Raw genomic sequence first — 15,840 nt, 5'->3', positions numbered from 1 at the left:
TTGGGTCAAATGAGTCAAACTATCATTAAGTGGATGTGTACTTTACTGTTGCTTGTTGTCAGCAGTCATTTGTATGCGAAAAATACTATCAATAGCGTACGAGTTTGGCCATCACCGGATAGTACTCGGGTAGTATTCGACTTAACGGATAAACCAGAATTTAGTTATTTTATGCTGAAAAATCCATTACGTTTAGTGGTTGATTTAGAAGACACTAATAAAATAAAATATTTGCCCAGCATTCCAAAAAAACACCAAATTGTTAGTAAATTAAGATATTCAAAGGCAAAAAATAAGCACGGTGTTAGGCTTGTATTTGAGCTAACTGGCGCTGTTAAGCCAGTGATATTTGCTTTAGCCCCGACGGGTCCATATAAAAATCGCTTGGTGGTGGATTTATATGATAAAGAGCAAGCACAGCCAAATACATCAAACGGAAATTCTACGGTTAAAAAGCGTGAGCTTAAGCAGCAACGTGATATTGTCATTGCAATTGATGCTGGACATGGCGGAGAAGATCCCGGCTCAATTGGGCCGTCAGGTACTTACGAAAAAACCATTACACTGCAAATTGCTAAACGTTTAGAGCGCATGATTGACGGCGAACGCGGGATGATTTCACGCATGGTACGCAGCGGTGATTACTTTGTAAAACTTAATACGCGAACTAGTCGAGCTCGTGCGAAAAAAGCAGATTTTTTTGTTTCTATTCATGCTGATGCATTTACTAGCCCACAGCCAAGCGGTGCCTCTGTTTGGGTGTTATCGTTGCGCAGAGCGAACTCCGAAACGGCTAAATGGATAGAAGATAAAGAAAAACACTCCGAATTGCTCGGTGGTGCTGCTGATGTAATTAAAGACACTGCAAGTGAAAAATATTTAGCGCAAGCGTTGCTTGATATGTCAATGGATCACTCGATGAAGACGGGCTTTAACGTTGCTGAAGAAATGGTGCAAGAGCTAAAAAAAGTGGCCAAGCTACACAAAAAAGAGCCACAAGCTGCCAGTTTGGGAGTGCTTAAGTCGCCAGATATACCGTCAATTTTGGTCGAAACAGGTTTTATATCCAATCCACGCGAAGAAAAACTATTAAAAAGTGCTAACCACCAAGAGCGTTTAGCAAAAGCGATATTTACAGCAATTAAAAGCTATTATTTAAAAAATCCACCGGATGACTCGCTGTTCGCGTCATTAAAATCAAAATACCCTACCAAGCATAAAGTACGCCCTGGTGAGTCCTTGAGTTTGCTAGCGAGCCGTTATGGGGTCTCTATAGGTAAGCTTAAACAGGTGAATAAACTTAAATCAAACACCTTATTTATTGGTCAAGAGCTCGATATTCCACAAAGCTAATAATGATCAGTACAACGTATATAATTAGGTTAAAACACCATGAGCATTGAAATACTTCCAGCGCGGTTAGCTAACCAAATTGCAGCAGGTGAAGTGGTCGAACGGCCAGCATCCGTTGTTAAAGAGCTTGTTGAAAATAGCTTAGATGCAGGTGCGACACGCATTCAAATAGATATTGAACGTGGCGGTCATAAGCTTATTCGTATTCGTGATAATGGTTCGGGTATTAATAAAGACGAGCTAACGCTTGCGCTTTCTCGCCATGCGACCAGTAAATTAAAGTCCCTCGATGATTTAGAGAATATTTGCTCATTGGGTTTTCGTGGTGAAGCATTGGCTTCGATAAGCTCGGTATCGCGGTTAACTTTGAGCTCAAAAACCAAAGAGCAAGAGGCTGCGTGGCAGGCATTTGCTGAAGGTCGTGATATGGCGGTGCAAATAAAGCCAACAGCGCACCCTGACGGCACGACAATTGAAGTGAAAGATTTATTTTTTAATACGCCCGCACGGCGCAAATTTTTACGAACTGAAAAAACCGAATTCAACCATATTGATGAGCTAATTAAACGTATTGCGTTAAGTCGCTTTGATGTATCAATTACGCTTACGCATAACGATAAAGTTGTACGACAATACCGTGCTAAAACTGACCCTGCTCAAGCAATAGCCCGTGTAGCTCAAGTTGCAGGTAAAGCCTTTGCAGAGCAAAGTTTATATATTGAGTCGGGTGATACCGGTTTGCAGTTATATGGCTGGGTGTTGCCTGTGGGCTCCAACAATACGACGCAATATACCTATGTAAACAACCGTATGATGCGCGATAAACTTATTTTACACGCGATACGTCAAGCATTCGAAGAAGTCGCAGGGCAAGAAGAGCTACCCGGTTTTGTAATTTATATTGATATTGACCCGCGTCAGGTTGATGTAAATGTACACCCTGCGAAACACGAAGTGCGTTTTCATCAAGGTCGTTTAGTCCATGACTTTATTTTACAGGCAATCAAACAAGTTGTAGTCCCATTACAAGATGAATTCACAGGTGTTACTCACTCCGTTAATCATCAAGATAATAATCAGCCTCTTCAAACTGAAGAAGCTTCAACTTCACGACTGCACGCTGAAAGTAGTTTATTTGATTATCCTAAGTCAAGCCTTCAGCCTACAGATAGTGTGAGTTACAACGCTAATTCGGCAGCAAAAGGTGGTTCAGGATATAGCACCACAGATAGTAGCCGTGACAGTAAAGCTAGCAGAGCAAATCATCAGGATGTTAGTGCGTTTTACCAAGGTGTAAATGAGCAACATGCAACGCATTTTGATCGAGCTGCAGAAATCACGCCTGCAATTGCAGCTCATTCGCAAGCGCTCAGCGCTCAGCCGTTATTAATTCAAGATGACGGTAGCTGTGTATTTAGTCAGCAGCAACAGCTGTATTGTTCGCATTTTAAATACTTATTAGTAGATGATTGGCTTGAGGTGATTACAGAGCAAGGCCACTTAGAGGGTAAGGCGTTATTATTACCGGTACGGGTTAATATAAGCAAAGAAGACAATGTGAGTTTAACGCAGCAGCAATCATGGTTTACGCTTTTGGGTTTTGACGTGCTCTTGGAAAAACACTTTGTAATGGTTAAAAAGCTCCCTGTATGTTTGTACTTACTCGATGTTAGTAATGCGATTAATATATTACTAGCGGCAGCTAAAGCTAACTTTGAGACTATTGAACAATGGCTTAGTTGGTTGCAGAGCCAAGTACCAGAACGTTTTTTTGCAAGTCAGGCTTTTGCATTGGATATGAAGCGAATGCAAAATAATCCGCAAACAATTCAGCGCTTATCGGCAAAAGCGGTTAAAATAGATTTAAATCATTTTTTAGCACAATTAGATTAAGGTCACCGAGTTGAGTAATTTACCTGTCATTTTTTTAATGGGCCCAACAGCTGCAGGTAAAACTGCGTTAGCAATCGCCTTATGTCAGCATTTAAAAACTGAGATAATCAGCGTCGATTCAGCCTTAGTGTATAAAAATATGAACATTGGTACAGCCAAACCGAACTCGGACGAGCTTGCATTAGCACCACATCATTTAATTGATCTGATAGATCCGAGTGAAAGTTACTCTGTGGCTGATTTTCGCCGTGATGCGATTGAAAAAATTGATCAATTTCATCAGCAAGGTAAAGTACCTGTATTAGTTGGTGGTACAATGATGTACTTTAAAGCCTTAATTGACGGTTTATCACCTTTGCCAGAAGCGTGTCCTATTATACGTGCTGAGCTTGAATCGCAAGCAAATGAGCATGGCTGGCCAACATTATATAAAGAGCTTGAGGCAATTGATCCTCAGGCGGCTCAAAAAATGAGCGAGAATGATTCGCAGCGCATTAACCGTGCGCTTGAAGTGTATCGTTTAACAGGCAAAACTATGACTGAATTGCAAAAATGCAAGCAGCCAAGTCTACCTTATACTTTTCATCAATTTGCTATTGCACCGGATGACCGTGCTGATTTACATCTGCGAATTGAACAAAGGTTTAAAATAATGCTTGATCAGGGGTTTGAAAATGAAGTTTCATCCCTATATCAACGTAAGGATTTACACCCTAATTTGCCTTCTATTCGTTGCGTAGGTTATAGACAAATGTGGGATTACATTGCTGGCGAAACTGACTATGATGAGATGGTATTTCGCGGTATTGCAGCAACACGGCAACTTGCAAAGCGTCAATTGACGTGGTTGAGGAGCTGGCCCGAAGTAACTTGGCTCACTACGGGTGATGAAGAAAACTTGCAACGTGTTGTAAGTTCGCTAAGCTAGTAGTAGTTGAATGTTTTTTAGCTTTGTTAAATGAGTTCAGCCACTTAATTATAATAACACCTAGAACGAAGGAAAATAACATGGCAAAAGGCCAATCGTTACAAGACCCATTTTTGAATGCGTTACGTCGTGAACGTATTCCAGTATCAATATTTTTGGTTAATGGTATCAAGCTGCAAGGTAAGATCCAGTCATTTGATCAATTTGTTATTTTGCTTGAGAATACTGTAAATCAAATGGTGTATAAACACGCCATTTCTACCGTAGTTCCTGCTCGCGCTGTTAACTTCCAAGGTGTACAAGGAAGTGAAGAGGGCGAAGAGCCAGAAGCTGGAAACTTTTAAATTAGGAGCGTAATGTTTGTTTGACCGTTATAAAGCCGGCGAACAGGCAGTTTTAGTTCATATCGACTTTCCTAAAGAGGGAGATCGTGAAGATCTTCATGAATTAGAAATGTTGGTATCTTCTGCTGGTGTTAGCAGTTTGGCGGTTGTGCAAGGCAGCCGTCAATCACCACATCCGAAACTATTCGTCGGTACCGGTAAGGCAGAAGAGATCGCTGAGATTGTCAAAATCCACAATGCAGATGTCGTCATTTTCAATCATCAACTTAGACCATCGCAAGAACGTAATTTAGAACGCGTTTGCCAATGCCGTGTGCTTGATAGAACGACACTTATACTTGATATTTTTGCCCAACGTGCACGTACCCATGAGGGTAAATTGCAGGTTGAGTTAGCACAGCTTCGCCATATGTCCACTCGTTTAATTCGAGGTTGGACTCACCTTGAGCGTCAAAAAGGCGGAATTGGTTTACGTGGCCCGGGTGAAACTCAGCTTGAAACAGATCGTCGCTTGTTAAGAGTGCGAATTCAAAGTATCCGTGCACGCCTAGAGAAAGTTGCAGTACAGCGTGAGCAGGGTAGACGAGCGCGTAATCGCAATGAAATACCTACGGTATCGCTTGTAGGCTATACTAATGCGGGTAAGTCGACCTTATTTAACCGTATCACTAATTCTAATGTATACGCAGCAGATCAATTATTTGCAACGTTAGACCCAACATTACGTAAACTTGAAATAGACGATGTTGGCTCGATAATTTTAGCGGATACAGTCGGATTTATTCGTCACTTACCGCATGATTTAGTCGCCGCATTTAAAGCGACGTTAACGGAAACCCGTGAAGCCGATTTACAATTACATGTTGTAGATGTTGCTGATGAGCGTCGTAAAGAGAATATAGAACAGGTACAATCGGTACTTAAAGAAATTGAAGCTGATGAAGTACCACAATTATTAGTTTATAACAAAATTGATGCGCTAGAAGATGTTTCACCGCGTATTGACCGTGATGACGAAGGTGTGCCGATTCGTGTGTGGTTATCTGCGCACAGTGGTGCAGGCTGTGAGCTGTTATCTGAGGCCATAAGTGAGTTGTTAGCAAAGAAAATGTTTGCTAAAACACTAAAACTAGCACCACAATATGGCCGTTTACGCGCTGCACTGTTTAATTTAAATGCGGTGCATGAAGAGGCGTTTGACGAACAAGGGCAATGGCTACTGACCACTCGTTTACCTGTGGTAGAGTGGAATAAACTCAAAAAAGAGTTTGGTCCTGAAATTGACTCATTTATTTTGTTAAACTAGAAATCTACCGCACACTGTCGTTTTTAGTATGAGAAGTGCGTTATTTTTGTTAGATTTAACGTAATTACCAAGATTATTTTGATAACAATGGAGTATAGCTATGGCCTGGAATGAACCGGGTAATAATGGCAATGACAAAGATCCGTGGAACAAAAAAGGCGGACGTGATCAAGGCCCACCTGATTTAGACGAGGTGTTTCGTAAGTTCAGCAACAAGTTTGGCGGCTTATTTGGCGGTAATAAACCCGGCAAAGAAGGTGGTGGACTTGGCGGTGCAGGGCTTTCATTCATACTAATTATTGCTGTGATTGTTTGGGCTTTGAGCGGTATTTATACTGTCAAAGAAGCTGAACGCGGAATCGTTTTACAATTTGGTAAATTTGAACGCATTGCCGATCCAGGTTTACGCTGGAAAATGACCTTTATTGAAACCGTACTTCCAGTAGATATTGAAGCAGTTCGTTCATTATCGACGTCTGGTTTTATGCTCACTGAAGACGAAAACGTAGTAAGCGTTGAGTTCCAAGTGCAATATCGTGTTATTGACCCATACCTTTATAAATTTAGTGTAACTAATGCTGATTCAAGTTTAGAGGAAGCATTAGAAAGTGCACTACGTTATGTAGTTGGTCATTCAAAAATGGACCAAGTGCTAACGAATGGTCGTGAAATTGTGCGTCAACGTACATGGGATGAATTGAACAAAATTGTTGAACCTTACAATCTTGGTTTAATCGTCACTGACGTAAACTTTAAAGATTCTCGCCCACCGGCAGAGGTTAAAGACGCCTTTGATGATGCTATTGCTGCGCAAGAAGATGAACAGCGCTTTATACGTGAAGCTGAAGCGTATGCCCGTGAAATTGAACCGCGTGCTCGTGGTCAAGTTACGCGTATGACGCAAGAAGCGGAAGGTTATGGCGAGCGTATTATTCTAGAGTCGCAAGGTGAAGTTGCTCGATTTGAGAAATTGTTACCACAATATCAAGCTGCAAAACGTGTAACACGTGAGCGTTTATATATTGATGCGATGGAAGAAGTACTTGGTAGTAGCTCAAAAGTGCTAGTTGATGTAAAAGGCGGCAATAATATGATGTATTTACCGCTTGATAAAATCATGGAAAAGCAAGGAACTGCAACACGTGTTGCGCTGCCTAGCTCAAGTGATATCAACGATTTACGCAATAAAGTTAACACATCACGCAATAGCACTGTGAACTCAAGTTCAGACCGCTTTGGTGCTGATCGCTTTAATGATGGGAGATAAGCGCAATGAAAAACTTTAGTTTAGTTATATTATTAGCGGCCATTGTGTTGTCTTTTTCGTCTGTTTTTGTAGTACCTGAAGGGCAAAAAGCAATTGTAATGCTATTCAGTAAAGTTCAAAAAGACAGTGATGATCAAGCAATCGTTTACAGCCCAGGTTTACAATTCAAAGTGCCTTTCTTTAGTCAAGTACGCCGTATTGATGCGCGTATTCAGACTTTAGATGGTGCGCCGGATCGTTTTGTTACTAGCGAAAAGAAAGACTTAATCGTTGATTCGTTTGTTAAGTGGCGTGTAGATGACTTTAGCGCTTTTTACTTACGTGCTCGGGGCGACAAGCAATACGCTGAAACGCTACTTAAGCAAAAAGTAAATAACGGCCTTCGTACAAACTTTGGTTCGCGTACAATCCGAGAGATTGTCTCAGGTGAACGTAGCGAGTTAATGGCAGAAGCACTAGTTCAAGCATCAGAAAGTGCAAAAGAGCTAGGTATTGAAGTGCTTGATGTACGTGTTAAGCAAATTAACCTGCCACAAGAAGTCAGTAGCTCTATTTACCAACGTATGCGCGCAGAGCGTACTGCAGTGGCAAAAGAGCACCGTTCTGAAGGTCAAGAAAAAGCCGAAACTATTCGTGCTGAAATTGACCGTCGTGTAACGGTAATGCTAGCAGATGCTGAGCGAAATGCGCGAAGTGTTCGTGGTCAAGGTGATGCCCAAGCAGCTGAAATTTATGCTAATGCGTATAACAAAGATCCTGAGTTCTTTAGTTTTGTACGTTCATTAGAGGCTTATAAAAAGACCTTTAAAGATAAGCAAGATGTAATGGTGTTATCACCTGATAGTGACTTCTTTAAATACATGAAAGGCGCGACTGCGCAGTAATTATTTCCTTACATGTAGAATAAATCCAAACCCTGTGTATGCAGGGTTTTTCTTTTAGTGAGACGAATTTTTGTGAGTAACTTAATGTTATTCAACCAGTTAATTTTTGTTGTTGCGGTCAATTAACGATCAAGCAGAAAAAATAACCTAAACGGGGGTGATCTTTACCTTCATTTTCTGGTAAAATCTCGTCCTAATTTTTTCTAAGTGAATTTACAATGGGTAAAAACGTTGTTGTATTAGGCACCCAATGGGGTGACGAAGGTAAGGGTAAGGTAGTTGACCTCCTTACAGACAAAGCATCTTTAGTAGTTCGTTACCAAGGTGGCCACAACGCAGGTCACACTTTGGTTATCGAAGGTGAAAAGACAGTTTTACACCTTATTCCATCGGGTGTATTACGTGACAATGTTAAGTGTGTGATTGGTAATGGTGTAGTTGTATCACCTGAAGCGCTTATGAAAGAGATTGGCATGCTTGAAGAGCGTGGCGTACCAGTACGCGAGCGTTTATTGATCAGCGAAGCATGTCCGCTTATTCTGCCTTTCCACATCGCATTAGATGTAGCCCGTGAAAAAGCACGCGGTAATAAAGCTATTGGTACTACAGGTCGTGGTATTGGTCCAGCTTACGAAGATAAAGTAGCTCGTCGTGGTTTACGTATCGGTGATTTATTTAATCCTGAACTATTTGCAGCGAAGCTTAAAGAAGTATTGGAATACCATAACTTTACTTTAGTAAATTACTACAAAGTAGATGCAGTAGATTTCCAAAAGACATTTGATGATGCAATGGCTGTTGCAGACATCCTTAAAGCAATGGTTGTTGATGTAACAGAGTTACTTGATCAAACGCGTATAGCGGGTGACAACATCTTGTTTGAAGGTGCACAAGGTACATTACTAGATATCGATCATGGTACTTACCCGTACGTTACGTCGTCTAATACTACTGCCGGTGGTGTTGCTACAGGTGCTGGTTTTGGTCCACTAAATCTTGATTACGTGTTAGGTATTATCAAAGCGTATACAACACGTGTAGGTTCAGGTCCTTTCCCGACAGAACTTTACGATGGTGTTGATAAGCAAGATCCAGTTGGTAAACACTTGGGTACTGTTGGTCATGAGTTTGGTGCTACAACTGGTCGACTTCGTCGTACTGGTTGGTTGGATGCTGTGGCAATGCGCCGTGCAGTACAAATCAACTCTATTTCAGGTTTTTGTTTAACTAAACTTGACGTTTTAGATGGTTTAGAAACACTTAAAATCTGTACTGGTTATCAGTTAGAAGATGGCACAATCACGAACGTGACGCCACTTGCAGCTGAAGGTTACGAAAAAGTAACACCAGTATACGAAGAGATGCCAGGTTGGAGCGAAAACACAGTAGGCGCAACTACTGTTGAACAGCTTCCAAAAGCAGCGCTTGATTACATCAAACGTATTGAAGAAATCACAGGTGTACCTGTTGATATTATTTCTACCGGTCCTGATCGTGTAGAAACTATGGTATTACGCAACCCATTTGCATAATTACTAATAGAACTAAAAAAGCTGCCTTGTGCAGCTTTTTTAGTGTCTGTTAATTACGATTGTGATAAATAATCGTGATTAACTTTTATTCTGGAACGATCTTTGTATAAACTTTAATAAGATGGTTTTAAATTTAAAGTGACCTAAATGCGTTTGTTAACTTGTTTATCATTAGTGCCGCTATCGTTATTGCTAGCAAGCCACACCCAAGCCCAAGAACAGCTGGCTGCAGTTCCACTGTACACAGAAACAGAGCTGTTAGCGTTAATTAATAAGAATACACATTTAGCACGCGTCAAGGCAGATGATTGCCAGTTAGTACAGGATATTGAGGCACGAGCCAATAAAATGGCACTGCCATCGTATCAATTTTTATATGGCGATATGCTGGCTTATGCGGTGTGTGTTGATCGCAATGTGGAGTTAGGTGTGTACTACATGCGCCAAGCTGCAGGACAAGGCTTAGCGGCGGCATTAGAGCAATTAGGGCGCTACTACGACATTGGCCGATTGGTACAAAAAGATAAAGCGATGGCGGTGACCTATTTACGAGAAGCATCAGCACAAGGGAATCTAAAAGCGCAATTAAGATTAGTTAAATTATTTAATGATGGGTTCGGCAGCCCGCGTGACTATGAAGATGCTTATCGCTGGTTATTTCATGCCATGGTTGCAGATAAAGCGACTCATCAAAAGATAGAAACAGCGTTAGCCCAACTTGCGCAAAAAATGCCAGACAGTGTTATTGCGCGTGCCCGTTTGCCTATGTAGGAATGAAGTTAGCAAGGCTGAGGTGTTAATTTTAGCGCAGCAAGCTTGGGTTAGGTAGTTTGAAATCCAAAGAAAAAAAGTTTAACAATAAAATTTATTAAAAACAAAAGGGCTAGGTTTTTCACCTAGCCCTTTTATTTATTCTCTAATTTCTTTTGGTTCTTTGTTTTTACCGTTGTTAGGATCTTTTAACACCGACATTTTAGGTGGTAGCATAGCTACAACGCGCTCACCTTCTTGTGGGGGTTTATCCATATTAATAGTAAACGGACGCAGCTTGATTGGTGTATCGTCATCGCTATCTTTATCGCCATTTAGAATGAACAATGGGATAGCTTCGCTGTTCATCTCTAGGTATTGCTCCCAGCTAAATTCTTCAGAAATACGCGTCGCACTGACCTTGCCCCCTTTGGCAATTAGGCTACTTAAACGTGCATATGAACCGCTATCACCAAATAAAATTTGGCGTGATAAGAATGTTGCGCTGTCTTTATTTGCCTTGGCATGAGTGTTCGAAGAGCGTAGAGAAAATACATTCTTCTCATTGAGTAAATGCGAAAAGTACTGCACACCGAGCGCGTTATGATGGCGATTAGGCGACAATGCAATAACACTACGAATAGTTGTTAAGGGTAAATAGCGTTCAGCATGCTCAGACTGCGGGTTACCATAATAACATGCTAGGCCGTCCATGCGCGCCATACGACAGTTTTCCCAAGCAGGATCAGATAAATGCACTGGAATATTTTGCTCTTTCAATCCGCACGCAATCGCTCTTGCGACATGGTTTGCACCAATAATCAAAATTGTATTTGGCGACGGTTGGCGTACACCAAGTAGTTTAGCTACAGGGATTGCTGTTAAGCTTTGCAGTACCACGGTGATAATAATCACGGTGAAGATCAATGGGACTATTTTTTCAGCATCGGCAACACCCGCCTCCATCATACTTAATGCAAACACAGAGCCTACAGCCGCAGCGACGATACCGCGAGGCGCAATCCACGCTAGCACCAATCGTGATTTAACCGGAAGATCTGTACCATATGTAGATATTGCGATACACAATGGGCGCGCAATAAACAATACAATAGCGAGAAAGATAAACACATCACTATCAAGCATCATCAAATCAGATAGTTCTAAACGGGCAGCGAGTAAAATAAACAGTGTAGAAATTAAGATCATAGATAAATCTTCTTTAAACTCTAACACTGAATCTATTTCTAAGTCGTCTTGATTAGCTAACCAAATACCAAATACAGTAACCGCCAATAAGCCTGACTCATGGCTAAGGTAATTTGAGATGCTAAAGCTAATTAACACTAAAGCAAGTATACCAAACTTATGTAATTCAAAAGGTAACCACTCTCTACGAATAAGCTGTGTGGTTAACCATCCAGCAAATACACCAATAGATAAGCCCACGCCTAGAGTCTTAAATAAAGCGACTACAGTATGCAAAAAGACCTCACCTTGACCCACGAGCATAACGGCTTCAAACACTAATACGGCAAATAAAGCACCGATAGGATCAATTACAATGCCTTCCCAGCGTAGGATACGGTCAATATCTTGAGTCGGTCGCATTGAGTTTAATAATGGCGCAATTACCGTTGGGCCAGTAACTACTAATACAGCGCCGAGCACTGCCGCAACGCGCCAGTTGAGCTCTAAAATCCAATAAGCACTTAAACTGATAACGATACAGGTAGCAATCATACCAATAGAGCATAAATTTCGGACCACCTTACCGATACCTTTGAGCTCTCTAAAGTGCAATGTTAATGAGCCTTCAAATAAAATGACTGCAACACTCAGAGAAACCACAGGAAAGAGTAAATCGCCAAGCAGTGCGTCAGGGTCTAATAAACCAGTCGCAGGGCCTAACAGCAACCCTGTAAGTAACAAGAATAAAATAGCAGGGACACGGAAACCCCAGGCTACCCACTGGGCCAAAACCGAGCAAAGGGCGATTCCTGCGATATAAATAGCTGACATAGATGAAGTATTCCTTATTTATAATTAGGGGATATACCCAAACCACCTCAAGATTCGAGCTTCAGTTGGAATTAAAAGCGATTTAGGCAAGGCATTGATTGCAGAGAATGGTTATTCCCTTATTAAAATCGATAACGCAGCATAAATCGCTTTTAAACCAACCCTTAGGGCGTTGCACAGGCACTTATTCCCTGCGTTGCTACTTCTTAAAAGGGATTACCATTCTTACAAAGTAACGCCTTGATACTAAGCTCCTGTGAAACGCTGAATTCTGTATCGTGAGGTGGTTTGGGTATAAGCTTACAAAACGAATAATACAGGGGTATACACGTGTATGTGAACTTTTCCTAATAGAATTTTAGCTGTTTATAAATTTATTTGTGGAAGAAATGATAATTTAGTCGTTTTGAATAAATCTAACGTAATTAACATCAGCTTAACCTATTGAATATGAAGAGTATTTAACCTTTGCTGTGCAGTTAATAAACTATGTGGGCGAAATGTAGCCTTGATCTCTAGGTCGATATTAGCGTATTATAGTTAGTGTTCAAACAATTAGTTATCTAATTAATATTAAGCTTAATATAAGCGAATACATATAGTTATTTTTTACTACTGATTTATTTAGTAGTTTTAATTGAGGTTACTATATTTATATACTTAAAAATCAAGCTTTTAATTCTTTGAACGATGTTTTGTATGTTTAAATTCACTTTTTAATAATAGTTAACCGTAAAGGCTGTTCCATTATTTGGAGGCGAAATACCTTTCGTGTTGAATTGTTATTTCCAATATTTGACACCCATCGTGGTGAGCAAATCTCGGTCCTTGAGTCATCACCCTATCTGTTGGTGTACCAGACTCTAGAGGCTCTATGTATGTTGTTAATAAAAAGGCCTCACACAGTCTTTTACAGCGATGCATAAACAACACTTTTTATTTATTTTATAACAGTTCAGTCTAATGATTGAGCAAAGTTATGCTATACCTGCAATCCACTTTGTTGTAAAACTTAGTGATCGGCTTTTTGCCGAGCGCAGAAAAGTGATAAGTGAAAAATGGAATATACAAAATGCTAACTCGTAACCTAATAAGAAAATTAGGTGATTGTTTTCAGACTGACCCCAAGAGGGTCGTCATAGTTAAAATGGAAAGTTGAACACTTATGCAAAAGTTAAATTGGCGACGTATCGTACTCAAAGTGGGTAGTGCACTAATTGCACCAGACCAAGATGGTTGCCGTTCACGTTATTTATTAACCATCGCACAGTTTATTGTTCGTTGTCGTAGTCAGGGAATCGAAGTGATTTTAGTGTCGTCAGGCTCAGTAGCCGCTGGTGCACACTTATTCCCAGCGACACAAGAGCGTACGGTGAAGATGAAAAAGGCGATGGCCGCAGCAGGCCAAACAGAAATGATGGCGATGTGGGACCGTTTTTTTGATTTTCCATCGGCCCAGATTTTATTAACACATGGTGATTTACGTGACCGTGAGCGCTATCAAAGTATTCGTGAAACAGTATTCACTTTATTAGAGCATGGTGTGCTGCCCATCATGAATGAAAATGACACGGTAACAACAGATGATTTAAAAGTGGGTGATAATGACAATTTATCAGCCATGGTTGCGGCGGCGGCTGATGCCGATGCGCTAATGATTTTTTCAGATGTTGATGGGCTTTATGATAAAAACCCAAATTTACATGATGATGCGGTGTTATTACCTGAAATTAAGTCAATAGATGAGTCAATCTATGCAATGGCAGGATGTGCAACAAGCGCGGTTGGCACAGGTGGGATGAAAACCAAGATTGAAGCGGCTGAAAAGGCGACGTCACACGGCATCGTTACTTATATTATTAATGGGTTTAAAGAGCAGACTTTTACGCAGTTACTTGAAGGTAAAAACCCTGGGACAATTTTCCTACCTTACGAGAAACCAATGCAAGAAGCCGTGCATTGGATGACCCACACCGCAAATGAGCAGGGTGAAGTGGTTGTTGAAGGTTCATATGATGAATCTTTAGAGGGTGAAACTGGTTGCATCCGCGGTGATGAAATCGTTGCCGTTCATGGTGAATTTGCTGTTGGTGATACTATTTTAGTACGTAGTAATGATGGCACTCGCTTAGCTAAAGCGACGGCCAACTACAGTAGTTGTTTATTGAATTTTATAGCGGATAACGAGCAAAGTGAATTTAGCGACAAAATGCAAGATTCAATTGGGCCTGTTATTTCAGAAAAAGATATCGCATTATTGGAGAAGTCATGAGTTTAATTACGGATATTTCACGTCAAGCAGCTAAAGCTGCACATCAGTTAGCTTTACTCGATACCGAGACAAAAAACCATGTTTTATTAGATATGGCAACTGCATTACGTGAACAAAAAGCATTTATCATCAAAGAAAACGAAAGTGACTTGGCTGCGGCGCGTGATAATAATTTAGCAGCGTCGATGATCGACCGTTTAACACTCAACGATGAGCGCATTGAAGCGATGGCTGAGGGGATTGAGGTTATCGTAAGTCTTGATGATCCAGTTGGACAGTTACGTGATATTACTGAGCGACCAAATGGTATCAAAATTCGCAAAATGCGTGTGCCACTGGGTGTGGTATGCATGATTTATGAAGCACGTCCTAATGTCACTGCAGATGCAGGCGCTTTGTGTTTTAAATCAGGTAATAGCGTTATATTGCGTGGCGGTAAAGAAGCATTGAAAAGCTCACAAGCAATAGCAAGTGTTATGCATCAAGTGCTTGAACAGCATAATTTGCCTGCAGCGTTAATTTCAGTTATTCCTGATCCAGACCGTGGTTTACTCATGGAACTTATGCAGCAACGCGACAGCATTGATTTAATAATCCCACGCGGTGGTGAGGGGTTGATCAATTTTGTGACTGACAATAGCACTATTCCCGTGATCCAACATTTTAAAGGTGTGTGTCATTTGTATGTGGATAAGGATGCCGATTTAGAAGTGGCAGTTAACTTATTACTTAATGGTAAAACACAGCGTACAGGTGTATGTAATGCGCTTGAAGGCTTGGTTGTACACCAAGATATTGCTGATGAATTTTTAAACTTATGTGCAGTTGTGTTGCGCCAAGAAGGTGTGAAGATAAATGCCGATAGCCAAGCTGCAAAGTATTTTGATGATGCAACAGTACTTGAAGCAGACCAGTTTGGTGAAGAGTACCTCGATTTAGAAATTGCAATTCGCATTGTATCGGATTTTGCTGGTGCGATTGACCATATTTCACAATTTGGCTCACATCACACAGAAGTTATTTGTACAAAAAATCAAGCTACTGCAGAGTTATTTCAACGTAGCGTTGATGCCTCAGTTGTGATGGTGAATGCATCGTCACGTTTTTCTGATGGTTCGCAGCTAGGCTTAGGCGCTGAAATTGGTATAGCAACTTCAAAGCTGCATGCTTATGGGCCTATGGGCCTAGAATCATTAACAACAGAGAAATACCTTGTTAATGGTGAAGGGCAAGTCCGCGAATAATAGCTGGTGAATAAAACATGCCCTAGTTCAGGGCATGTTTACTAA

12 protein-coding genes are annotated in these 15,840 nt (G+C 40.9%); 11 read left to right on the top strand and 1 reads right to left on the bottom strand.

The features are described from left to right. Positions 1–9: 9 nt before the first annotated feature. The 9 genes from ADS77_RS02875 (at position 10) to ADS77_RS02835 (ending at position 10,278) form a co-directional block, all read left to right on the top strand. Positions 10–1,353, top strand: coding sequence for an N-acetylmuramoyl-L-alanine amidase (locus tag ADS77_RS02875; protein ID WP_054204525.1), 1,344 nt, complete (start codon positions 10–12; stop codon positions 1,351–1,353). Between the two features lie 39 nt (positions 1,354–1,392). Next, positions 1,393–3,246, top strand: coding sequence for a DNA mismatch repair endonuclease MutL (gene mutL / locus ADS77_RS02870; protein WP_054452866.1), 1,854 nt, complete (start codon positions 1,393–1,395; stop codon positions 3,244–3,246). A gap of 37 nt (positions 3,247–3,283) precedes the next feature. After that, positions 3,284–4,174 (top strand): tRNA (adenosine(37)-N6)-dimethylallyltransferase MiaA, encoded by an 891-nt coding sequence (gene miaA, locus ADS77_RS02865; protein WP_054204560.1) that lies wholly within the window; start codon positions 3,284–3,286, stop codon positions 4,172–4,174. A gap of 80 nt (positions 4,175–4,254) precedes the next feature. After that, complete coding sequence (gene hfq, locus ADS77_RS02860) at positions 4,255–4,518, top strand: RNA chaperone Hfq (protein WP_054204523.1); 264 nt, start codon at positions 4,255–4,257, stop codon at positions 4,516–4,518. 16 nt (positions 4,519–4,534) lie between these two features. Then, positions 4,535–5,824, top strand: coding sequence for a ribosome rescue GTPase HflX (hflX, locus tag ADS77_RS02855; protein ID WP_054452864.1), 1,290 nt, complete (start codon positions 4,535–4,537; stop codon positions 5,822–5,824). A 100-nt stretch (positions 5,825–5,924) separates the two neighbouring features. Next, complete coding sequence (gene hflK, locus ADS77_RS02850) at positions 5,925–7,091, top strand: FtsH protease activity modulator HflK (protein ID WP_054204521.1); 1,167 nt, start codon at positions 5,925–5,927, stop codon at positions 7,089–7,091. Positions 7,092–7,096: 5 nt separating this feature from the next. Then, positions 7,097–7,975 (top strand): protease modulator HflC, encoded by an 879-nt coding sequence (gene hflC / locus ADS77_RS02845; RefSeq protein ID WP_054204520.1) that lies wholly within the window; start codon positions 7,097–7,099, stop codon positions 7,973–7,975. Positions 7,976–8,193: 218 nt separating this feature from the next. Then, a complete protein-coding gene (locus tag ADS77_RS02840; RefSeq protein ID WP_054452862.1) occupies positions 8,194–9,507 on the top strand; it encodes an adenylosuccinate synthase in 1,314 nt (437 codons plus the stop codon). 147 nt (positions 9,508–9,654) lie between these two features. Further along, a complete protein-coding gene (locus tag ADS77_RS02835) occupies positions 9,655–10,278 on the top strand; it encodes a tetratricopeptide repeat protein (RefSeq protein WP_054204518.1) in 624 nt (207 codons plus the stop codon). 138 nt (positions 10,279–10,416) lie between these two features. Here ADS77_RS02835 and ADS77_RS02830 read toward each other — a convergent pair whose 3' ends face one another. Continuing rightward, entirely contained in the window at positions 10,417–12,279 is a 1,863-nt protein-coding gene (locus ADS77_RS02830; RefSeq protein WP_054204517.1) for a cation:proton antiporter, read from the bottom strand. A gap of 1,165 nt (positions 12,280–13,444) precedes the next feature. On the opposite strand from ADS77_RS02830, the gene proB reads away from it, so the two are divergent. Together proB and ADS77_RS02820 are read left to right on the top strand one after the other, a co-directional pair. Beyond that, a complete protein-coding gene (gene proB / locus ADS77_RS02825) occupies positions 13,445–14,551 on the top strand; it encodes a glutamate 5-kinase (RefSeq protein ID WP_054204516.1) in 1,107 nt (368 codons plus the stop codon). Continuing rightward, the gene (locus ADS77_RS02820; protein ID WP_054452860.1) at positions 14,548–15,795 is read left to right on the top strand and encodes a glutamate-5-semialdehyde dehydrogenase; all 1,248 of its coding nucleotides are present in this window, start codon (positions 14,548–14,550) and stop codon (positions 15,793–15,795) included. Before proB ends, ADS77_RS02820 begins: the two co-directional genes overlap by 4 nt. Positions 15,796–15,840: the final 45 nt, after the last annotated feature.

The organism is Pseudoalteromonas porphyrae, assembly GCF_001298125.1.
In the GTDB taxonomy this organism is placed as follows: domain Bacteria; phylum Pseudomonadota; class Gammaproteobacteria; order Enterobacterales; family Alteromonadaceae; genus Pseudoalteromonas; species Pseudoalteromonas neustonica.
This window is presented reverse-complemented; position numbering and strand designations above follow the sequence as displayed.